General features: G+C 38.3%; 22 protein-coding genes and 1 other annotated feature. Of the genes, 5 read left to right on the top strand and 17 right to left on the bottom strand.

Annotation, left to right across the window (positions count from 1 at the left end; genetic code table 11):
- Positions 1 to 122: 122 nt before the first annotated feature.
- A complete protein-coding gene (gene trpS / locus A6J77_RS01615; RefSeq protein WP_083067773.1) occupies positions 123 to 1,118 on the bottom strand; it encodes a tryptophan--tRNA ligase in 996 nt (331 codons plus the stop codon).
- A gap of 215 nt (positions 1,119 to 1,333) precedes the next feature.
- On the opposite strand from trpS, the gene spxA reads away from it, so the two are divergent.
- Positions 1,334 to 1,750, top strand: coding sequence for a transcriptional regulator SpxA (gene spxA, locus A6J77_RS01620; protein ID WP_016897704.1), 417 nt, complete (start codon positions 1,334 to 1,336; stop codon positions 1,748 to 1,750).
- Between the two features lie 129 nt (positions 1,751 to 1,879).
- Entirely contained in the window at positions 1,880 to 2,581 is a 702-nt protein-coding gene (locus tag A6J77_RS01625) for an adaptor protein MecA (RefSeq protein ID WP_083067774.1), read from the top strand.
- A gap of 136 nt (positions 2,582 to 2,717) precedes the next feature.
- Here the strand turns inward: A6J77_RS01625 and A6J77_RS01630 are convergent, their stop codons facing one another.
- From A6J77_RS01630 to A6J77_RS01675, 10 genes are all read right to left on the bottom strand, one after another.
- Positions 2,718 to 3,740, bottom strand: a complete 1,023-nt coding sequence (locus tag A6J77_RS01630) for a lipoate--protein ligase (RefSeq protein WP_083067775.1) — start codon at positions 3,738 to 3,740, stop codon at positions 2,718 to 2,720.
- Positions 3,741 to 3,798: 58 nt separating this feature from the next.
- Complete coding sequence (locus A6J77_RS01635) at positions 3,799 to 4,335, bottom strand: GNAT family N-acetyltransferase (protein WP_083067776.1); 537 nt, start codon at positions 4,333 to 4,335, stop codon at positions 3,799 to 3,801.
- 210 nt (positions 4,336 to 4,545) lie between these two features.
- On the bottom strand, positions 4,546 to 5,463 hold the full coding sequence (locus A6J77_RS01640; RefSeq protein WP_227645093.1) for a MetQ/NlpA family ABC transporter substrate-binding protein: 918 nt from the start codon (positions 5,461 to 5,463) through the stop codon (positions 4,546 to 4,548).
- Between the two features lie 34 nt (positions 5,464 to 5,497).
- Positions 5,498 to 6,178: a methionine ABC transporter permease gene (locus A6J77_RS01645; protein WP_026465429.1), complete on the bottom strand. Its 681-nt coding sequence runs from the start codon at positions 6,176 to 6,178 to the stop codon at positions 5,498 to 5,500.
- Positions 6,175 to 7,248, bottom strand: coding sequence for a methionine ABC transporter ATP-binding protein (locus A6J77_RS01650; protein WP_003142019.1), 1,074 nt, complete (start codon positions 7,246 to 7,248; stop codon positions 6,175 to 6,177). The genes A6J77_RS01645 and A6J77_RS01650 overlap by 4 nt, the downstream gene beginning before the upstream one ends.
- Positions 7,249 to 7,583: 335 nt before the next feature.
- The gene (rplT, locus tag A6J77_RS01655; RefSeq protein WP_003142018.1) at positions 7,584 to 7,943 is read right to left on the bottom strand and encodes a 50S ribosomal protein L20; all 360 of its coding nucleotides are present in this window, start codon (positions 7,941 to 7,943) and stop codon (positions 7,584 to 7,586) included.
- 53 nt (positions 7,944 to 7,996) lie between these two features.
- The gene (gene rpmI, locus A6J77_RS01660; protein ID WP_003142016.1) at positions 7,997 to 8,197 is read right to left on the bottom strand and encodes a 50S ribosomal protein L35; all 201 of its coding nucleotides are present in this window, start codon (positions 8,195 to 8,197) and stop codon (positions 7,997 to 7,999) included.
- Between the two features lie 25 nt (positions 8,198 to 8,222).
- Entirely contained in the window at positions 8,223 to 8,744 is a 522-nt protein-coding gene (gene infC, locus A6J77_RS01665; protein ID WP_083070224.1) for a translation initiation factor IF-3, read from the bottom strand.
- Positions 8,745 to 8,817: 73 nt separating this feature from the next.
- Positions 8,818 to 8,958: a sequence feature (ribosomal protein L20 leader region), on the bottom strand.
- A 56-nt stretch (positions 8,959 to 9,014) separates the two neighbouring features.
- On the bottom strand, positions 9,015 to 9,455 hold the full coding sequence (locus A6J77_RS01670; RefSeq protein ID WP_083067777.1) for a hypothetical protein: 441 nt from the start codon (positions 9,453 to 9,455) through the stop codon (positions 9,015 to 9,017).
- A gap of 97 nt (positions 9,456 to 9,552) precedes the next feature.
- The gene (locus A6J77_RS01675; RefSeq protein WP_083067778.1) at positions 9,553 to 10,368 is read right to left on the bottom strand and encodes a MetQ/NlpA family ABC transporter substrate-binding protein; all 816 of its coding nucleotides are present in this window, start codon (positions 10,366 to 10,368) and stop codon (positions 9,553 to 9,555) included.
- 198 nt (positions 10,369 to 10,566) lie between these two features.
- Here A6J77_RS01675 and A6J77_RS01680 point away from each other — a divergent pair, with 198 nt between their 5' ends.
- Both A6J77_RS01680 and A6J77_RS01685 read left to right on the top strand, forming a co-directional pair.
- Positions 10,567 to 11,100 carry a DNA-3-methyladenine glycosylase I gene (locus A6J77_RS01680; RefSeq protein ID WP_083067779.1) on the top strand — a complete coding sequence of 178 codons (534 nt, stop codon included), beginning with the start codon at positions 10,567 to 10,569 and terminating at the stop codon, positions 11,098 to 11,100.
- Between the two features lie 117 nt (positions 11,101 to 11,217).
- Entirely contained in the window at positions 11,218 to 12,408 is a 1,191-nt protein-coding gene (locus A6J77_RS01685; protein ID WP_083067780.1) for a haloacid dehalogenase-like hydrolase, read from the top strand.
- A gap of 362 nt (positions 12,409 to 12,770) precedes the next feature.
- Here A6J77_RS01685 and A6J77_RS01690 read toward each other — a convergent pair whose 3' ends face one another.
- On the bottom strand, positions 12,771 to 13,157 hold the full coding sequence (locus tag A6J77_RS01690; protein ID WP_083067781.1) for an LOG family protein: 387 nt from the start codon (positions 13,155 to 13,157) through the stop codon (positions 12,771 to 12,773).
- Between the two features lie 229 nt (positions 13,158 to 13,386).
- Here A6J77_RS01690 and A6J77_RS01695 point away from each other — a divergent pair, with 229 nt between their 5' ends.
- Positions 13,387 to 14,727 carry an ISL3 family transposase gene (locus A6J77_RS01695; protein ID WP_083067782.1) on the top strand — a complete coding sequence of 447 codons (1,341 nt, stop codon included), beginning with the start codon at positions 13,387 to 13,389 and terminating at the stop codon, positions 14,725 to 14,727.
- Positions 14,728 to 15,360: 633 nt separating this feature from the next.
- Here the strand turns inward: A6J77_RS01695 and A6J77_RS01700 are convergent.
- From A6J77_RS01700 to A6J77_RS01720, 5 genes are all read right to left on the bottom strand, one after another.
- Entirely contained in the window at positions 15,361 to 16,260 is a 900-nt protein-coding gene (locus A6J77_RS01700) for an MBL fold metallo-hydrolase (RefSeq protein ID WP_083067783.1), read from the bottom strand.
- A 74-nt stretch (positions 16,261 to 16,334) separates the two neighbouring features.
- On the bottom strand, positions 16,335 to 17,633 hold the full coding sequence (locus tag A6J77_RS01705) for an acetyl-CoA hydrolase/transferase family protein (protein WP_083067784.1): 1,299 nt from the start codon (positions 17,631 to 17,633) through the stop codon (positions 16,335 to 16,337).
- 27 nt (positions 17,634 to 17,660) lie between these two features.
- Complete coding sequence (locus tag A6J77_RS01710) at positions 17,661 to 18,446, bottom strand: enoyl-CoA hydratase-related protein (RefSeq protein ID WP_083067785.1); 786 nt, start codon at positions 18,444 to 18,446, stop codon at positions 17,661 to 17,663.
- A gap of 17 nt (positions 18,447 to 18,463) precedes the next feature.
- On the bottom strand, positions 18,464 to 19,309 hold the full coding sequence (locus tag A6J77_RS01715) for a 3-hydroxybutyryl-CoA dehydrogenase (RefSeq protein WP_083067786.1): 846 nt from the start codon (positions 19,307 to 19,309) through the stop codon (positions 18,464 to 18,466).
- 36 nt (positions 19,310 to 19,345) lie between these two features.
- Positions 19,346 to 20,533: an acetyl-CoA C-acetyltransferase gene (locus tag A6J77_RS01720; RefSeq protein WP_111856758.1), complete on the bottom strand. Its 1,188-nt coding sequence runs from the start codon at positions 20,531 to 20,533 to the stop codon at positions 19,346 to 19,348.
- Between the last annotated feature and the right edge of the window lie 30 nt (positions 20,534 to 20,563).

Consider the following 20,563-nt stretch of genomic DNA (forward strand, 5'->3'; position numbering starts at 1 on the left):
TACTTGGCAAAAAATGGGCAGTTATTTAACTCGCTTGTTCGGTGGCTAGCTTGGTTGGTTGGCTAACACCACACTATGAAGGTTGTTTATTTGAATCGGTAAATTTGATTAGCTTAATCGGCTTATCTAAATCCGATTGCTTTTTCCATAGCGGCCAGAGTTTCATTGGCTACTTGATTGGCTTTCTTAGCACCATCTGCTAAGATGTCATCTAATTCAGATGAAGCCATCAATTTTGCGTGACGTTCTTGCATTGGTTCAAGGACAGAAATCACGACATCCGCTAAGTCTTGTTTGAATTTACCGTAACCAGCACCTTGGTACTCAGCGACGATGTCATCAATTGGACGGTTGGCGAATGAAGAATAAATCGTTAGCAAGTTAGATACGCCGGCTTTGTTTTCTTTATCGTAAGAAATTTCACCAGAAGAATCTGTCATTGCAGATTTAATTTTCTTCGTAATTGTTTTTGGATCATCTAATAACGAAACGAATGACTTTTTGTTTTCGTCTGATTTACTCATTTTCTTCGTCGGTTCTTGCAAGCTCATAATACGGCCACCCTCTTTAGGTGCGTAGAATTCAGGCATTGTTAGAATTGGGCTTTCTTTCTTACCGGTATAACGGTTGTTGAAGCGTTCTACGAAGTTTCTTGTTAACTCAAGATGTTGTTTTTGATCATCCCCGACAGGTACTAAATCTGTTTGGTATAAAATAATGTCTGCTACCATTAATGGTGGATAAGTTAATAGACCTGCAGAAACAGATGTTTGTTTAGCTGATTTATCTTTGAATTGTGTCATACGCTCTAGTTCACCTAAGGCCGTATTACATTGAACAATCCAAGCAGCTTGTGCATGGGCCGGTACTTGGCTTTGAATAAAGATCGTTGCTTTTTCTGGGTCAATCCCTAAAGCAATATATAAGGCAGCTAGTGAACGAGTGTTTTTACGTAACGCCTCAGGATCTTGCGCTACTGTAATGGCATGTTGGTTTACGACACAGTAATACGCTTCAAAGTCATTTTGTAATTCGATAAATTGCTTCATAGCACCAACATAATTACCGATTGTTGGCGTTCCACTTGGTTGTACACCAGAAAAAATACGTTTTGTCATCTAAATATCCCCTCACTTAAATTCTACTCTAGTATAGCATATTTTTACTGTCTTGTTAGTACCCGCCTTGTTCTAATGACTAGATGATACTGCTATAATAACTTATTTTTGATACGTCAAAATTGGTTAAAAAACCCATAGAAAATTCACAAACTATGTGGTATACTATATATATGTTAGTTAAGAATGGTTTTTCATACAAAGGAGAGATACACATGGTAAAATTATACATATCACCAAGTTGTACTTCATGTCGCAAAGCTCGAGCATGGTTAGAAGAACATGAAATTCCTTACACCGAAAGAAACATCTTTTCAGAACCATTAACAGAAGATGAAATCAAAGCCATCCTACGCATGACAGAGGAAGGTACTGAAGAAATCATTTCAACTCGGTCAAAAGCATTCCAAGAATTAAATGTTGATCTTGATGAAATTCCGTTGAACGATTTATTTGAATTAATCCAAAATAATCCTGGTTTGTTACGACGCCCTATTATTTTAGATGATAAACGTTTACAAGTTGGTTATAACGAAGATGAAATTCGTCGTTTCTTACCAAGAAGCGTTCGTAAACTTGAATTACAACAAGCGTTAGCCTCTTACGAAGAACAAGAAGCACACGCAAATTAAATTTAAAAACAAGATAATATGATGGAAAGAGTGCACATTTCTGTACTCTTTTTATTTTCTCAAACTAAATTACTTTAACTTTCGCATCAATTAGTTTACACTACTTATTAATAGATTGGGGTGATTACGATGGAAATGGAGTATATTAACGAAAATACTATCCGCGTGTTTATAGATACTGATGATTTAATTGAGCGAGGCATCTCGTTTATGGATATCATGAGCAATCAAAACGAAGTTGAGCATTTTTTCATGAGTATCCTTGAAGAGGTCGATGTGTCACAGAAATTCCAACACACTGAAGCGATCACTTTCCAAGTAATGCCAAAAAGAAACGGTATCGATTTGTATATCAGTAAAGGTTTTGGCGATGATAATGAAGAAGATAGTGCTTTCCAACAATTAATGGAAACAATCGGCGAGCTTGAAGATGAAGATAAAGAAAAAGCAAACGAACGCCAAAACGTCTTAGATGACCACGCTACACAAGAGGCAGATAAGAAGAAAAAAGCAGCGAGTGCTGAAACAGAGGACCCTCGTGTTCCTAGAGAAATCACTTTAGTCTTCCGGATTTTTGAAGATTTCCTAGCTTTTGCGCGTGACTTTAAGGATGAATTTGCGCAAGTAGACTTATACGTTTATAACGAATCTTACTTTGCTTTGATTAAATTTGAAGCAAACGAATTAACGGATGATGAAATTGAAGATTTAATTTCATTCGCCCAAGAATACGCTGAATTATCCGCATTGAATGCTGGATTAATCCGTGAACGCGGAACTGAAATTGCCAGAGGCAACGCGAGTGTCCAAATTCGCCGCGCATTTGGCTAAGACAAACCATAGTATTCATAAACCAGTTAACCAAATCGGTTGGCTGGTTTTTTTGTGGCATAATTTACCTTCAATCAAAAAAAGACAAGGATCTATTTGAATCCTCGCCCCTTCTTACTTATGTAATATTCTATCTTTATAATGAAGCTAGGTCAGCTAATTCTTCAGCTGTGACGTTACCAAAGTAGTTTTTAAGGTTAATGCTTTTAAAAACATCGATTAAATTTTCACGGCTATATTCTTGACCAATCAAAGCATTTTCAACGTCAGTAATTTCCCCTAAACCAAAGAAGTCACCGTAGATTTTACATGCATTAATTTTACCTTTTGAAATATTAAATTGGAATTCGATTTGGCCAGCAGACGTTCTTTCATCTCTGATGATTTCAAAGTCCGGGTTTGCTCCATAGTTCCAGTCATCATTATTGGTATATTGTTGACGGAAGTTTTCAATCCATGTCCAGTCATCGTCAGTTAAGACATATTCTTGAATGTCTTCAAGATTTTCAACATCGAATATATTACGTAATAAAGCTGATCTAAAGTCGAATAGGGTCATATTTTGAGAGGTAGCATCCATATGTGGTTTGATATTGGTTACGCGAGAACGGATTGATTTAACCCCTTTTGCCTTTAATTTAGCCGCTTTAGGTTTCAATACTTTCGTTGTTTCGTCAATATCAACATCAAACATCAAAGTGCCATGTGCTGTCATACGGCCATTTTTAGAATACATGGCATTACCAGAGAATTTTTGGTCACCGATCACAAGGTCATTACGACCTCTAAGTTCAGCGCCTTCAACACCCATCTTGCCAAGAGATTCAATGATAGGCTCGGTGAATTTCTTAAAGTCCCTAAAAGAGTTGCCGTCATCATTAGTGATGAAACAGAAGCAAATGTTCCCTAAATCGTGGTACACCGCCCCTCCACCAGAAAAACGACGGACAACGTGGACATTGTGTTCTTTCACATAAGACTCATTAATCTCAACATGGGTATTTTGATTCTTACCAATAATAATCGAAGGTTCATTGATATAGAAAAGCAAGATGGGTTCATCTAACTTCTTCTCGTTCAATAGAAAATATTCAATCGCCAAGTTAACAGTTGGGTCAAAAATCTCTTCACCGTTACGTTCATTTTTTACATAATACATAACTTACTACCTCTCTATCCTAGACTATATTTTGATATGTTATAGCCACTATTTTAGTCTAAAATTGGGATAAATCAAATTCATAAGTGTAGCGCGGACTACCTGATGGCATATAAAGTAAACCTGTTCTAACAAAACCGTTGCGTTTCAAGGTTTTCTGCATCATGACATTGTCTGGATGGGTATCAATTCGTAATGAGGTAATGTTATTGACTATCCCCATTTTTTTGATATCTAAAAACATTTGTGAAGTGACTTTACGACCACGTAAATGTTTGGAAACCATGACCCGGTGAATCGACAAATAAGGGCCCTTTACAGTCCATTCGCCTTCAGCAAGGTTCTCGTATGGTTCATCGTAAGTATCCAAGACACAGAAGCCTGCAATTCCTGTGGTATCGCGTTGCTCCCAGACAAAGCCTTGGTCATGCATAATCGCATCTAATAGATCTTCGTTGGATATTGTACCGTTTTGCCATTGATCTATATTATTCATTGCAAGTAAAGCAATCGCATCTTCAAGCATCCCAGTTAATTGCGCCATATCGCTCTCAACTGATTCGCGAAGCGCTAGTCCCATATTAATATGACTCATTCATGTCTTCTCCTAAGTTCACTTTTTACTTTGAATAAATTCAACTTATTTTATCAGATTGAATCTTTAAATCATAGATAGAATATCACCAAAAATAGATAATGAAATAAATTTAATTTTGCTATAATTGCTATAAAAAAAAGCACAGGCGCCACCAATAATTGGCTTCTTCCTGTGCTTACTTTATCGTTATAAAACTATATTTGCAGATTATTCAGCTGGTTCGCTTTGGTTTACAACATCTTCAAAGTCAGCTGCGATGTCATCGTTGTCTGTCCAAGCTGGTTGGTCAGCTCCTGATGTTACTTCGTCAATTTTAGCTGTAGTTTCGTCAGACTGGTAAGCTTCCACAATTGTTTGGATGTCTTCATTTTCCGCATCTTCTGATTTTACAACAACAGCATTTTTGTATTGTGCACCTAATGAACCTAAGTCATCAGTATCTAAGAAAATTGAATCTTCTTCAGGTACTAAACCTGCATCGACTGCGTAGTTTGTGTTAGCAACTACTAAGTCAGCATCAGCAAGTGAACGGGGTACCTGAGCTGCGTCAACTTCAGTAATTTCAATGTTTTTAGGATTATCAGTGATGTCTTCAACACTTGGTGTAATACCAGCAGCATCGTCAACTTCAATTACGCCTGCTAATTCTAATAATAATAAGGCACGTCCCGCGTTAGTCACGTCGTTGGGAATAACAACTGTACTACCGTCAGCTAAATCATCGATCCTTTCTAATGATTCTGAGTAAGCACCCATTGGAGAGATATAAGTATAACCAACTGGTTGTAAGTCAGCATTGTTTGATGCCACAAATTCAGCTAAGTAAGCTAAATGTTGGAAGGCATTTAAATCTAATGAACCATCTACTAAAGCAGTGTTTGGTGTTACGTAGTCAGTAAAGGTTTCAACATTTAAGGTGATGCCTTCATCTGCTACACGTTCAGCAACGTCTTCCCATACTAAACGTTCAGTATCACCAACGACACCAACAGTGTATTCAGCTTGTTCTTCAGTTGCAGATTCAGATGCATCTGATGCACCTTCGTTACCAGTTGTACCACAAGCAGCTAAAGCAATAATTGAAGCAAAGATTGTTGCTGATAATTTAAATTTGTTATTCATCATAATTCTCCTCCAAAATTTGATTAGTGACAGATTTTTAGTGCTCTACTTTTTTCACCAAGCGATCAGCGATAGCTTGAGAGATAAAGACAATAATTAAGATAATGATTGTAGAAATAATCGTTACATCTGTTTGGAATCTGTTATATCCACGTGTGATAGCCAAGTTACCAAGACCACCACCACCGATAGTTCCGGCCATAGCTGTTAATCCGATTACATTGATGATTGACAATGCAGATACACGGATAATACCTGGTAAGGCTTCTTTTAAGTAAACTCTGAAGACAATATCTCCAGTAGACAAACCCATTGCTTGTGCCGCTTCGATAACACCGGGGTTTACCTCAACCAAGGCATTTTGAATCTGACGGGCATAGAATGGCACAGTTGCTACGACTAATGGCACGATTGCTGCAGTTGTACCAATTGAAGTACCAGCAATTAATCTTGTGATATTCACTAGTAAGGCAATCATAATAACGAATGGGATAGACCGGAAAATATTCACAAACTTGTCTAAGACACCGTAAACGGCTGCGTTGGCTTTTAATCCTTTAGGTTGGGTTAAGACTAACCAAACACCTAGTCCAAGACCAAGAACAAATCCAAGTCCTGCAGTCCAAAGTGTCATATAAAGTGTTTCAATTGTTGCTTCTAGAAATTCATCAGGAATGCTTGCTGCATTTGGTAAGATACTTTCGATAAAATTCATTATGCATCAACCTCCTCTTGAATATAGTGGTCGCCTTCGATTTTGTATTCTTCTAAAGTGATACCTTCGTAAATAATAAAGTCAATGGCTTCTTGTACTTTTGCATCTTCACCACTTAGGCTTAGTAGCAAGGTGCCCACTGGAATATTTTGTAAAATTTCAATATTACCGAATAAGATATTGGCTTTCACTTGGAATTGCTCTGTTAATTTAGAAATTAATGGGTCCCCAGTTGAAGCACCTGAGAAAGTCACGCGGATTACGCGGTCAGCTGGGTGAATATTCAATAATTCTGGTTTGCTTAAAACTTCTTGAATACCCTTTTCTATTGGTGACGCAGACTCGATAAAGTCTTTGGTCAATTTTTGTTGTGGGTTTCTGAAGATATTGAAAATAGTATCTTGTTCAACAACCACACCATGTTCCATTACCGCCACACGGTTACAAATTTCTTTGATAACGTGCATTTCATGGGTAATGATGACGATTGTTAAGTTTAAGCGTTCATTCAACTCTTTCAACAGTTCAAGGATTGAAGATGTTGTTTTAGGGTCTAAGGCAGAAGTCGCCTCGTCACATAATAAAACATCTGGGTCGTTAGCCAAGGCTCTCGCAATCGCTACACGTTGTTTCTGTCCGCCAGATAGTTGGCTTGGGTAAGCATCTTTACGGTCAGCTAATCCAACTAATTCTAACAACTCATGTACTTTCTGTTTTTTCTCTTCCTTAGATAATTTAGAATCCTTCAATGGGAAAAGGACATTGCCCTCAACCGTTCTCGCATTCATTAAATTAAAGTGTTGGAAGATCATCCCAATTTTCTTACGAGAAGCACGTAGTTCTGCTTCTGATAAGGCATTGATTTCTTTATCATTTACAATTACTTGCCCAGAAGTTACTGGTTGCAAGCGGTTGATGGTACGAACCAGTGTGGATTTACCCGCACCAGAGTAACCAATCACGCCAAATATTTCGCCCTCATCGATTGAAATATTGACATCTTTTACTGCATCAACGGTACCATTTGGTGTATCAAATTTTACCGCGACGTCTTTTAAGTCGATAATTGACATCTGCTTCACCTCTATATTAACTTATATATTTTTCCTTTTGACGCTATCGCTTCATTCTATCATAAGATGACTTACTTTAGCTTAATCTTGATTGAATCCACCATTAGGCAATAGCATTTTCTATCATCCTCTAATATTCATGATTCATTTTTTGGAAAAATGGACCACGGCTATTCTTAACACATATTTTACCAAGCGTTAGATGTTTTGGATAATACGAGTATTTCATAACCCTTGATAGCCTAAATAGAACACTAAAACGTTTTGAGCTCATAAACAAAAAAAAGCCCAGTAGACACTCGCTAAAAGCTGGTGCTACGTGGACTTTAATTGAATTATTTGTTTAAAGCTGCTTTCGCTTGTTCACAGATAGCTGCGAATGCGTCTGCATCGTTAACTGCTAATTCAGCTAACATTTTACGGTTCATGTCGATGTTAGCAACTTTTAAGCCATTGATTAATGTGCTGTAGCTCATTCCATTCATACGAGCAGCTGCATTAATACGTGTAATCCATAAACGACGGAAGTCACGTTTCTTTTGACGACGGTCACGGTATGCGTAAGTGTAAGATTTCATTACAGCTTGTTTAGCTGTTTTGTATAATTTAGACTTCGCACCAAAGTAACCTTTTGATAACTTAAGATATTTTTTACGACGACGACGTGTTACTGTTCCACCTTTAACTCGAGCCATTTAATTTCCTCCTTTTGGTACTGTTCAGTCCATGACTGAACGCTTAGATAATCTTATTTGTAAGTGTCCATCATTTGTGAGATACGTTTAATATCTGTTGAATGAACTGTAGTCGCTTGTTTATGTTGACGACGTTGTTTTTTAGTTTTACCGTGGAAACGGTGAGAACGTTCTGAATGACTACGTTTTAGTTTACCTGAAGCAGTCTTTTTGAAACGTTTAACTGAAGCGCGGTGAGTTTTTTGTTTTGGCATGTTTTTTCCTCCTAAAAGTGTTCAATTATTTGTCAGCAGTTGGTGCCATTTGAAGGGACATTGAACGTCCTTCCATTTTTGGTCTTTGTTCAACTTCTGCAACATCTTTAAGCTCTTCTGCAAAGCGTTCTAGCACTTCGCGACCGATTTCTTTATGCGTAATAGCACGTCCACGGAAACGAATTGAAGCTTTCACTTTGTCACCTTTTTCAAGGAACTTACGAGCTTGACGCAATTTTGTCTCGAAATCATTTTTTTCGATCGTAGGAGATAAACGTACCTCCTTCAGACTGACTTGTTTTTGATTTTGACGTTGTTCCCGCTCTTTCCGTTGTTGCTCATAACGGTATTTACCGTAATCCATGATGCGGGCAACTGGCGGTTTTGCGTTTGGTGATACTAGTACTAAGTCAAGTTCAACTTGTTCAGCTTTACTTAAAGCCTCGTCTTTACTTAACACACCTAATTGTTCACCTTCAGAATCAATTACACGAAGTTCACGTGCACGGATATTTTCATTTACGAACATATCTTTTGCGATAGTAATACACCTCCATTGATGCTGTATAAAAAGAAATTTTTCTGCAAGATTGCATATATCTGTATGAAAGAGAAATTTCACATAGAAAAAAACGACGGATAGCACAATCACTACCCGTCGTATTAAGCACACAGATCGAGTCTGTGTGAACTGAATATCTATCAACCCGAGGACGTAACTTGTCAACTCAGGTGAGAAACGGGTGTTTCTGCTTCTTTTCTCAACCTCAATATCATAACACCCTGTAATCTCTTTGTCAATCAATTATTTTAAATTTTATACTTTAGTCAGCTCGCGAATCGGTCGACCTTTTTCATCGTAGATAAAGTCCTTGACCCGCTGGCCGTCCCCCATTGCAACAAGTAGTAGGTCACGATAAGGTTCTGCTAATTCTTCAAATAGGAAGCTTTCCTCATCCAATTGTGCCAGTTTACGTTTACTGTCAATCTCACCAGGACTTCTCAACTTACATTTAGTCGATGGTAACTTGTCCAAATGCCGTTTCTCAATACGATAGTAGTAATTGTCATCACCATATGTAATTTCTAGGGCACCTGAATTGGTCCGTCGTTTATTCACATCGGTATACTTTTCTTGATGAAGTGTCCACCAACTTTGAATCCCCTCAAAGGCCGCTTCTTCGCTAGCGTATGATCCATGTTCCTTTCGAACACCATCGCGCCGATTTTCCCAGTAGTTTGTGTAAACTTCCACCATGTACATCACTCCTATTCTCTTGATACCCCTATCATATAGGAAATGATCTAGTAATGTAAACGTTCTCTATAAATATACACACTTTCTTTCGGATTTCTTAATCTGGAATGATCCAGTAAGTTTCATCTGAATTATTATTGATTTCTTCTATTTGCGATTGAAAATCGTCCGAATGATAGATATCCACGACTGCTTGCACCCACTCTTCTTCCGCTGTTTCAGGATTGGAAACTACAGCTTGCAGTAACAAGTCTTCCCGCACATCCTCCGCTAATAACATAGTTGAGAAGTCAACGCCCGCGTCATACGCGATTGAGCCTGGAATAATGGCGTAGGCTAAATCTTCCAAGGTTCTTGGGATTGACGCTGATTGCATTGGTACAATTTCAATGCCCGCCGTATTTTCTGAGATGTCATCAACCGTTAAACTCTCGAAGTTGGCATCCTCATTTAATTTGATCCAGCCCGCTTTCTGCAAAACGAGTAAAGCTCTCGTATAATTTGATGGGTCATCCGGGATACCCACACGGTCCCCGTTTGAGACAGCAACCAAATCATCCTTTGTACCTGGGAACAAACCTGTTGGCACAGTCGGTACCGGCGTCACAGCCGTTAGTTCTGCACCCGCTTCTTCATTGAAGTTGGCTAAATACAAGGAATGTTGGTCAACATTTAAGTCTGCTGACCCTTCTTGTAGGGCAACATCCGCTGACCGCAAGTCTGTAAACTCAATTTCTTCTACTGTATAGCCTTCTTCTTCTAACTTAGGGGCCACTTGGTCTAGAAATAACTCACTATAAGGACCAGGTGACGTCGCGACTCGAATAGTAGTTTCCTCACTACTATCACTGGAACACGCTGCAAGCACCGTTGCCGATAAACCCAATAACCCCAACTTCACAAAATGCTTCATAATAACCTTCCCCCATATCAAATTATTTTTCTTTTCACAACTTCATTATAGTCAAGGATTCAAGATATTGATAATACCTTACTTTAATCATGAGTAATCGTTTATAACGAACCCAACTATTATAATTGGATTAAATTTGCTATAATTTGGACACACTAAGAAATCCTAGTGAAACTTGCAAAGTGAAGGAGTTTTTTCATGGTCATACGCTGTCAATTTGCCAATACCCCAAACATGATTGCTTATCATGACGAGGAATGGGGTCAAGATAAACCCTCTAGTCAGGAAGTCTTTGAGGCCCTGTGCTTAGAATCCATGCAAGCCGGTTTATCCTGGGCTATAATCCTGAAAAAGCGGCCAGCACTGAGATCAGCTTTTGCTGATTTTGACATGGAGGCCTTGGCCAAGTTTGATGAAACTGATGTTCACCGGCTTATGCTTGATGAAGGGATCATTCGTCACCACCAAAAAATCCAAGCTATGATAAACAACGCCCAGTGTGCGCTAGCAATCGAGGAGGATACTCATTTTCCAAGTTTTAGAGATTTCATCTACCAAACAGCATATCAATTGGTGGCCGAATTTAGCGGAAATGAAGACGAAATCAATAAAGCGCTGATGAAATTACTAAAGAAACGCGGGTTTAAATTTGTCGGTCCAACTACAATCGAATCATTTTTGGAGACGATTGGTGTCTATAACCATCACGAACCACAGTGCGCCTTCATATAAAAATTGCATTTACTTAATTATGACTTAGATTTTACATGAAATTATTACGCTTACTTTATAATATGTTATAAGTTAGTGATAAAATCAATTTATTTATAAACATGCGAGGAGATTTTTATGCCATTAAATATCAACCAACAAAAATGGGACCCCTTTGTTGTCCAACGTCTGAATACAGTGATTCGTGAATCAGCTTCAGAAGCAAGTGTAAGTAAGCAAGATACTGAATACGCTGTGTTTGATTTTGACAACACTACAATCATGCATGATATTGAAGACCATCTGATGATGTACATGATTGATCACTTGGCCTACAAGATGACCCCAGATGAATTCTATGATGTCTTAACTACTGGCCCGATGAATTTCAACCAACCTATTTTCCCGAATTCACAAAATATGGCAACTTATATTGATTTAGCGGACGACATCATCGCCCAATACCAAGTCTTATATACCGACTATATTGCCTTAGATGAGAGCGAACGCTTGCCACTAGAACAGGTGAAGGAATTGACCCAATTCAACGAATTTTCGGCAAAATTACGTTTATTCTACCAATTAGCAGGTAGTGAATTCCAAAGAACACCTGGCGAAAATTCACCGATTTACTGGTTCAAAGGCTATACTGTTGAAGAATTCAAAACCTTATCTGTAGCTGTATTCCAGGACGCCTTGGCTAAACCAATCGCCCTACGCCGACTATTTTCTAGCCCACATATTAAGAGCAAGGTCGGAAAAGTAGAAGCTTCTTTTGAACAAGGGATTCGTATCCCAGATGAAATCCTACATTTATGGCAAGCGCTTAAAGACAACAACATCACCATCTATGTCATTACCGCTAGTCCAATTGACTTGGTTCGTTCAGTGGTAACTAAAGCACCTTTCAACTTAGACGCAAGCCAAGTTTTCGGCCAGTGCTACGACGTGGATGAAAATGGCATTATGGATTCACGTCTAGAAGAAGGCACCTTTATCACTAAGGGCTTGGGAAAAGTAGAAGTGATTAAAAACTTCATGGTAGCTGATCACGGCAAGCAACCAGCTATGGTATTTGGCGACTCTATGGGTGACTACCCAATGATGACACAATTACCTTTCGTGAAGTTAGCGGTATTATTCAACCGTTATTCTAGTGACCAAACCCAACAATTAATCGTTAAAGGGATCAACATTTACCGTCAAGACGACGCCAAATTGGTAATCCAAGGACGCGATGAAAATAAAGGAACCTTACGCCCAAGTATGGCAACCATTCCATTAGGTCACTTAGAGCCCGTATTACAAGCCGGGGAATTATATTTATAGAAATAGCAGTGAGATTGGGTGAAAATTCAATCTCGCTTTTTATTTGTGCATAGTAAAAAAGAGGCTGGGACAAAAGATGACAATCATAGATTTTTCGTCCTTACAGTGTACGTTCCTTGTGAGCCGTGGGACCATTGAAAGCCAAGGTCTCGATTTCATCCTCTTTCACGGCAAGGAACTACTCTTTCAGTCCTTTACCCTGTTCCCATGATATATTTCAATCAAAATTTGTAAGAATTTTTTCTGAGTAAAAGGCGTATACAACTCTTATTAAGAATTGTATACGCCTTTTTAGAGTCATTTTGTATCAGCCTCTTTTAATTTCAATCACTATTTGCTGAATGTCTGAATACAGTAACTGCCTACCATTTCTTCTTGTAATCTGGTTGATAGGCAATAATTTTGTCTAATAAGGTCTGTGGATCTGCATCAATAATAACCATATCCCGGTACTGTTGGTGCAAGAACCCTTCAGCCACGGCATGATCCAAGTAGGTCAATAGCGGTTGATAATAATTATTTACATTCAATAAGGCAATCGGATGATCTAAATAACCCACCTGTGCCCATGTATATACCTCAAACCATTCTTCCATGGTACCAGGTCCACCTGGCAAAGCAATAAAATCATCCTGCCGCTTATTATGCGCAATCTCCTCAAAATAAGGCGCCGCCAAATCCTGTAACGCTTTATGCAACTCATTGTAGCCATCGATAAATGCTGACTGCTTAGCCGTTCCCTCTGCCATAAAACCCACTCCTCATCTCAATTCTTATATTAATTATCTATTATAAAATATACAATTACAAGTTTCATCCTATGAAAGGCACAACCCTCGTGAAGATAACGGTTCTATAATAAATAGTGTTGGTGAGAATTCATATTGAATCTCATTGACACTATTTTTGTGTACGCAAAAAGGACATGATATCCTTAATGCGTGTAAACCACTACGAATACAGAAAGAAGGGAAAATCATGTCCCATACATCTATTATAAAACAACTTTGCGGTATTTACGACAATAATATTGATATTACAATACCAAAATCTATGCATCTGTTGCCACTTGAAAAGTATCATGAAATAAATCATTTCGTTTTACATGGGGTTCTTACGTACAAGCCTAAGGCTTGTATGCACTGTGGTGTAAAGAATACTGGTAATCGAGATATCATCAAACATGGCTTTAAACCAGCTATCATTCGATTACCGAACACAGCTACTAATCCTGTTTTACTTAAATTACAGAAGCAACGCTTTTATTGTAAACATTGTGCACAAACTTTTATCGCTGAAACACCATTAGTTGAAAAATTTTGCTGTATTTCTAAAACCATTAAAAGTCAAATTAGCTCCGAATTGGTTGAAACGCAATCTATGCGGTTAATCGCTAAACGTTATCATGTCTCTTCTCCAACAGTGGCCAGAACTTTAATGAAAGCAAGTATGGGACTATCACCTAAGGGAAATTATCTCCCGAATCACCTCGGTGTAGATGAGTTTAAATCGACTAATCGTGTAGCCAATGCGATGAGTGCTGTCCTTGTGGACACGCATAATAGAAGGCTAATTGATATTGTCGTTGATAGAAAACAAGCGTCGCTCATCGATTACTTTTCTTCTTTTACCTGGACTGCTCGAAGCAGCGTGAAGACAGTTTCGATTGATTTATATACACCTTATCTAGAGGTCATCCGCACATGTTTCCCTAATGCGAAGATTGTCGTTGATCGATTCCATATAGTAAAGCTGTTGAATGAAACAATCAATTCTATTCGTATTAAAGTGATGAATGCTATCAAAACAAGCCGTCCATCGGACTACAATAAACTCAAAAAACAATGGAAATTGTTGTTAAAGAACGCTGAAGATTTAAATTTCACGGATACACATTATGTTCGTCAATTTGGTGAAGCGATATCAGAACAACGTATTGTTGATTATCTTTTGAGTATCTCACACGAACTTTTAGTTACTTATACCCTGATGAATGAACTAAAATATGCCATTTCAACTCATGATATCAATATTTTCAATGAAATCCTACGTGGGACTAAGAACCAAACTTTGCCAAGTCGTACGAGAAGAACTATCAGAACATTAGCCAAATTCTTGCCTTATATACATAACGCTTTAAAATATACTGTATCAAATGGTCCTACCGAAGGTATTAATAATAAAATTAAATTAATTAAACGAACAGGTTTTGGATATTCGAACTTCCATCATTTACGTGCAAGAATTTTAGTCCAATTCAAATTAAATTACAAACCATCCAATCCTAAACCTTATACATTTGATGGGATGGCAAGCTAACCCAGGGATAGTGGTATATTTTTGAATAAAGAGGACTGAAAGTGTACGTCCTTAGCCGTGAACAAGCATGAAATCGAGACTAAGGCTCGATTTCAAAGCAGAGAGACCTTGGCTCTCGCTGGTGCCACGGCTTTTAAGGAACGTACACTGAAGGACAAAACACCATTTGTTAGAAATGTTATCCCATTGGTCACTTCCCTTGCCTAAAGGCAAGAAAAAAGCCAAACACATCACAGCGTGCATGGCATTTAACTTTATTGATTTCTTAATTATTATTAAAAACTAAAAAACGTATTCGTGTGCTTTAAAATTATTTACCAACACTATTTGTAAAAGAACCAAGATAACATATAGTCTTATAAACGCAGTGCATCAACCTAAACGAATCCAGCCTCCTAACACGTCAACCACTAGCCCACACACAAAAAAACATGATACCCCTCACCCTGCATACCTGAACGCACACAGCAAAGAGAAGAATATCATGTTTAAAGGATTGTGATTGTAGAAAAAACAAAAATTAACATTTATTTTGATAGGCAACCGGTCGAAGGATTGCCCACGCAACTAACGGTTTTTTATATTACTAATTTATATAAGCTAATCGCCAACGCCATTAGCATAAAGACTACCCTATTGCTCTTTAGGATATTTGTCTTGTTCTTCAGTCAATGAAATTAAAGAAGGCTTGCTTCGTTTTAATCCATCAACGATTTCTTTGGCATCTTCAGAATATTGTATCATGCGGTAGAAAGGGTCATGATAAAACAAGAATTTATAACCATTTGGTAAAGCCTCTGCCATCAAACGTTCTTTGGCAGCAATGGAGTCCATTGGATAGTCATCGACAGCACCAACCCATAAAGGATTGGTATGCACAGATGAAATCAAAATATCCCCCATATGTAAGGCTGTTTCCCCAGCTTGTTCAAAACGCACAATTGCATGGCCGTTAGAGTGACCACCTGTGTGTTCCATGGTAATGCCGGGTGCTACTTCTAGCACTTCTTTGAAGGTCTCAACCTGGTCTTGGATAGGGTCCCAGTTTTCCTTCAAATAGGTATTTCGTGTTCGACGGTTGGGGTGACGCACTTCATCCCACTCGACTTCACTCATGTAAATTGTTGCATTTGGGTAACGTGAAACCAAGCCATTTTCCCCATAATAGGTTAACCCATTGGCATGGTCGTTGTGCATGTGTGTCATCATTACGACATCAATATCATCGTAAGTCAAACCAAGTTCCGCTAAGTCGTTACCAATTGTCGCTGCTTCAAGCACGCCAATATTACGAATGGCCTTATACGTTAACTTATCCACATCCATACTTGCGTCAATCAAATAATTCTTGCCCCGATATTGAATCAAAATGGGATCAGAAACAGAGGGTATTTGATTATTGTCATTATAAGGATAGAAACGACCCCAAACAGCACGAGGTACCGGACCAAAAAGCGTACCACCATCGGTCGCTAAGAAGGTTCCGTTTAACCAAGTAAAGGTCATTTCGTGAAATTTGTATTGATCTAACATCAACGATGTCCTCCTTAAACAAAATACCGGCCTTTTGTGGAAGCATGGAGCGCTAGGACGGTACTTGTTATATCTTATTCAGAAATGTAGTTCATTTCGATTGCTTGTTGACGTAATTCATCACGGAAATCAGGATGAGCAATCGCAATTAGTGCTTCTACACGTTCACGAATGGTTTTATTTTTCAAGTTCGCAATACCATATTCAGTAACCACCATGTTGATGTCATTTTTACTTGTTGTTGCAGGGGCACCACTGAATAATTTAGGTACGATTGTTGATACTTTACCTTTAGCAGCAGTTGAATATAGCGCAATAAAGCCGCGACCATTCTTCGTTAAGTTAATACCTTTTGTAAAGTCAGCTTGACCACCTGTTGAAGAGTAGTAAGTATTCATGACACGTTCTGAAGAAACTTGACCAAGAAGATCCACTTCAATACCAGAGTTAATCGATACGAAGTTTTCATTTTCAGCAATGTATTTTTGACCATTTGAAATGCTTGAAGGTACCATCAAAATATCTTTATTGTGGTCCATGAAGTCATACATTTCTTTTGTTCCTAACGCAAAGGTTGAAATTGACGTACCAACAAAGTTTTGTTTATGTTCGTTTGTTAATACACCTTTTTCATGTAGCAATTGCGCTTTAGAAGTAAACATTTCACTGTGTAAACCTAAGTTTTTCTTGTTGACTAGGTTGTTCATTACAGCGTTAGGCATTGCACCAATACCAACTTGGATAGTATCGCCATCTTCAATCAATTCAGAGATGTAATCCCCAATTTTTTGGTCTTTTTCATTGATTTCAGATTCTGGTAATACAGGAATTTGTTCATTATTTTCTACTAATGCATCTACTTGGCTGATATGGATTGTATTTTCGATACCATAAGTATAAGGCATTGTTTCATTTACTTCTAAGATGATTTTTTTCGTATATTTAATTTGTGGTCCAAAATATGAGTTCCCAACACCTAATGAGAAGTTTCCTTCTTCATCCATTGGTGAAACAGTTGCCACTAAAACTGGTTCTGGTTCACGTGCATGTAAGATGTTTGGAATTTCTGAAAAGTGGTTAGGAATTAATTCAGTTTTACCATTATTGAAAGCTTTACGGTCATTACCTGATAAGAAGAATGACAGTTGTGTTAATTTTTCTTTTGGTAAATCTAACACACGGTGCATTGTTAACATAGTGTATAAACGGTTACCGTCTAAGTTTTCATGTTTTTCTAAAGCTTCGTGTAATGCTGAAGGTTCACCTGCACCCAATGGATAAACGATTGCTTCACCTGGCGCAATAACTTTAATTGCTTCTTCAGGCGTTGTTAATTTTTCTTGATATAATTTTTGAAATTCAGTTTGTGCCATATCTCGTCCTCTTTCTTCAAATTCAATCTATTCTTTGGTAAATTGCGCTTTTTCTTTATTAATGAAGGCTTGCATACCAGCTTTTTGGTCTTTCGTTGCAAATAACAGACCGAAACTTTGTGCTTCAAACGCTAATCCTTGATCCAAAGTCATATCGAAGCCTTTGTCGATTGCTACCTTAGCACTTTCTACTGCAAGCGGTGCATTCTTGTTGATCTTTTCAGCCATCGCATAGGCAGTATCTAGTAATGCATCTGCTTCAACGACTTGATTGAATAAACCAATGCGTAACCCTTCCGCAGCGTCAATATTGTTCGCTGTGAAAATAAGCTCCTTCGCTTTGCCAAGTCCTACTAAACGGCTTAGACGTTGTGTCCCACCAAATCCAGGAATAATCCCTAGACCAACTTCTGGTTGACCAACTTTTGCATTAGTAGAGGCAATACGGATATCAGCAGACAAAGCTAACTCAAGTCCCCCACCCAAGGCATAACCATTAACTGCAGCAATAACTGGTTGACGTAATGTAGCGATTTTCGCAAATGCACGGTTACCTAATTCAGAGAAGGTGTGCCCTTTTAAAGCATTCTTTTCTGCCATTTCTTTGATATCAGCACCGGCTACAAAAGCTTTCTCACCCGCACCAGTAATGACTAATACTTGAATATCTTGGTTAGCTCCGATTTCTTTTGTAATCGCTTCCAATTCAGATAAAACTTCAGCGTTTAAGGCGTTTAAAGATTTGGGACGGTTGATCGTCAACGTCCCAATCTTGTTCGCCACTTCAAGTTGCAAAGTGTTGTATTCTGTCATGATTTCCTCCTGACGGCCTACTCGTAAGAGAAGAAGCCTTGTCCAGTTTTGCGGCCTAATTGGCCTGCTTCAACGTATTTCACTAATAATGGTGCTGGACGATATTTAGGATCTTTGTAGCCATCATATAAAGTATTCATGATTGCTAGTACAGTATCTAAACCGATTAAGTCACCTAAAGCCAATGGTCCCATTGGATGACTAGCACCTAATTTCATTGCTGTATCAATTTCTTCAGCAGATGCAACGCCAGAATCTAAGATAAAGATTGCTTCGTTAATCATTGGAATTAACACACGGTTTACAACGAAACCTGGAGAATCTTTTACTTCTACTGCTTCTTTACCTAATGCTTCGCTTACTTGTTTCATCGCTTCTACAGTTGTCAATGAAGTCTTGATACCAATATTTAATTCAATCAATTTCATTGCTGGTACTGGGTTGAAGAAATGTAAACCAATCACTTTATCAGGACGTTTTGTAACAGCTCCGATTTTAGTGACAGATAATGAAGATGTATTTGTCGCTAAGATTGTATCTTCCTTAGCAATTTCATCTAATTGACGGAAGATATCTAATTTGATTTTTTCATTTTCAGTTGCTGCTTCAATGATTAAATCCACATCTTTAGCATCGTCATATGAAGTAGAAGTAGTAATCTTAGCTAGAATTGCATCTACTTCTTCTTGGCTCATTTTTCCTTTTTCAACACGGCGTGCAAGACCTTTTTCGATTTTTGCTAAACCGCGATCTACAAATTCTTGTTTAATATCGTTTAATACAACTGTATAACCAGCTTGTGCAAAGACTTGGGCGATACCGCCGCCCATTTGTCCTGCACCAATTACAAATACTTTTTCCATAATGTAATGGCTCCTTTTATAATGTCTCGTTTCAGATTAGCGTTTGATGATTAAGGCGTTACCTTGGCCCCCACCAATACATAATGTTGCTAAACCTGTCTTCGCATCACGTTTAATCATTTCATGGATTAAAGTAACGATGATACGTGCACCAGAAGCACCGATTGGGTGACCTAATGAGATTGCCCCACCATTTACGTTAGTGATTTCAGGGTCAAAACCTAATGATTTATTAACGCTCAACGCTTGTGCAGCAAAGGCTTCATTTGATTCGATTAAGTCTAAATCTTCTACTGTTAAACCAGCTTTTGATAAAGCTTTTTTCGTTGCAGAGATAGGGCCAGTACCCATAATTGATGGATCCACACCACATGAAGCAGATGAAACGATTGTAGCTAATGGTTCATAACCTAATTCTTCTGCTTTTTCTTTAGACATTAAGACTAAGATTGCAGCAGCATCATTGATTGTTGAAGAGTTACCAGCAGTTACAGTACCGCCATCTTTCTTAAATGCAGGACGTAATTTAGCTAAACCTTCTGCTGTAGAACCGAAACGAACACCTTCATCTTGTGTCACAACGATTGGGTCACCTTTACGTTGTGGTACTGAGATTGGCACGATTTCATCTTCGAAACGACCAGCTTTGATTGCTGCTTCAGCTTTTTGTTGACTCTTCGCTGCAAATTCATCTTGTTCTTCACGAGATAAGTTATATTTTTCAGCAACGTTTTCTGCAGTGATTCCCATATGGTAACCTTCGAACGCATCTATTAAACCATCTTTTAACATAGTATCAACAGCGCGACCGTCACCCATACGTCCACCCCAACGGTAGTCATTTAATACGTAAGGTGATTGGCTCATGTTTTCTGTACCACCAACAACCACGATATCATTGTCGCCAACCATGATTGATTGCGCACCTAACATAACTGTTTTCACACCTGAACCACAAACTTGATTTACTGAGAAAGAAGGTACTTCTTTAGGGATACCAGCATTCATAGACACTTGACGTGCCACGTTTTGTCCTAAGCCAGCACTTAGGACATTACCTAAGATGACTTCATCTACTAAGCTAGGATCCAAGTTCAAACGATTTAAAGATTCTTTCACGACATCTGTTCCTAATTGAACTGCTGAATAATTTTTAAATGCGCCACCAAATGATCCGAGTGCTGAACGTAATGCTGATACAATTACTACTTCTTTTGTACTCACTGTTTTTTCCTCCATTTATATATATGCTTT

This window comes from Aerococcus viridans, assembly GCF_002083135.2.
Classification (GTDB): domain Bacteria; phylum Bacillota; class Bacilli; order Lactobacillales; family Aerococcaceae; genus Aerococcus; species Aerococcus viridans_C.

Bases quoted from the DNA above. Each gene is read 5' to 3' on its own strand.
- A6J77_RS01715 (WP_083067786.1), bottom strand. From the start codon at position 19,309: ATGGAAAAAGTATTTGTAATTGGTGCAGGACAAATGGGCGGCGGTATC.
- A6J77_RS01690 (WP_083067781.1), bottom strand. From the start codon at position 13,157: ATGGCAGAGGGAACGGCTAAGCAGTCAGCATTTATCGATGGCTACAAT.
- A6J77_RS01680 (WP_083067779.1), top strand. From the start codon at position 10,567: ATGGTCATACGCTGTCAATTTGCCAATACCCCAAACATGATTGCTTAT.
- A6J77_RS01625 (WP_083067774.1), top strand. From the start codon at position 1,880: ATGGAAATGGAGTATATTAACGAAAATACTATCCGCGTGTTTATAGAT.
- A6J77_RS01710 (WP_083067785.1), bottom strand. From the start codon at position 18,446: ATGACAGAATACAACACTTTGCAACTTGAAGTGGCGAACAAGATTGGG.
- A6J77_RS01700 (WP_083067783.1), bottom strand. From the start codon at position 16,260: ATGTTAGATCAATACAAATTTCACGAAATGACCTTTACTTGGTTAAAC.
- A6J77_RS01650 (WP_003142019.1), bottom strand. From the start codon at position 7,248: ATGTCAATTATCGACTTAAAAGACGTCGCGGTAAAATTTGATACACCA.
- A6J77_RS01640 (WP_227645093.1), bottom strand. From the start codon at position 5,463: ATGATGAATAACAAATTTAAATTATCAGCAACAATCTTTGCTTCAATT.
- A6J77_RS01670 (WP_083067777.1), bottom strand. From the start codon at position 9,455: ATGGTGGAAGTTTACACAAACTACTGGGAAAATCGGCGCGATGGTGTT.
- spxA (WP_016897704.1), top strand. From the start codon at position 1,334: ATGGTAAAATTATACATATCACCAAGTTGTACTTCATGTCGCAAAGCT.
- A6J77_RS01630 (WP_083067775.1), bottom strand. From the start codon at position 3,740: ATGTATTATGTAAAAAATGAACGTAACGGTGAAGAGATTTTTGACCCA.
- trpS (WP_083067773.1), bottom strand. From the start codon at position 1,118: ATGACAAAACGTATTTTTTCTGGTGTACAACCAAGTGGAACGCCAACA.
- A6J77_RS01675 (WP_083067778.1), bottom strand. From the start codon at position 10,368: ATGAAGCATTTTGTGAAGTTGGGGTTATTGGGTTTATCGGCAACGGTG.
- A6J77_RS01695 (WP_083067782.1), top strand. From the start codon at position 13,387: ATGTCCCATACATCTATTATAAAACAACTTTGCGGTATTTACGACAAT.
- A6J77_RS01635 (WP_083067776.1), bottom strand. From the start codon at position 4,335: ATGAGTCATATTAATATGGGACTAGCGCTTCGCGAATCAGTTGAGAGC.
- rpmI (WP_003142016.1), bottom strand. From the start codon at position 8,197: ATGCCAAAACAAAAAACTCACCGCGCTTCAGTTAAACGTTTCAAAAAG.
- A6J77_RS01705 (WP_083067784.1), bottom strand. From the start codon at position 17,633: ATGGCACAAACTGAATTTCAAAAATTATATCAAGAAAAATTAACAACG.
- rplT (WP_003142018.1), bottom strand. From the start codon at position 7,943: ATGGCTCGAGTTAAAGGTGGAACAGTAACACGTCGTCGTCGTAAAAAA.
- A6J77_RS01685 (WP_083067780.1), top strand. From the start codon at position 11,218: ATGCCATTAAATATCAACCAACAAAAATGGGACCCCTTTGTTGTCCAA.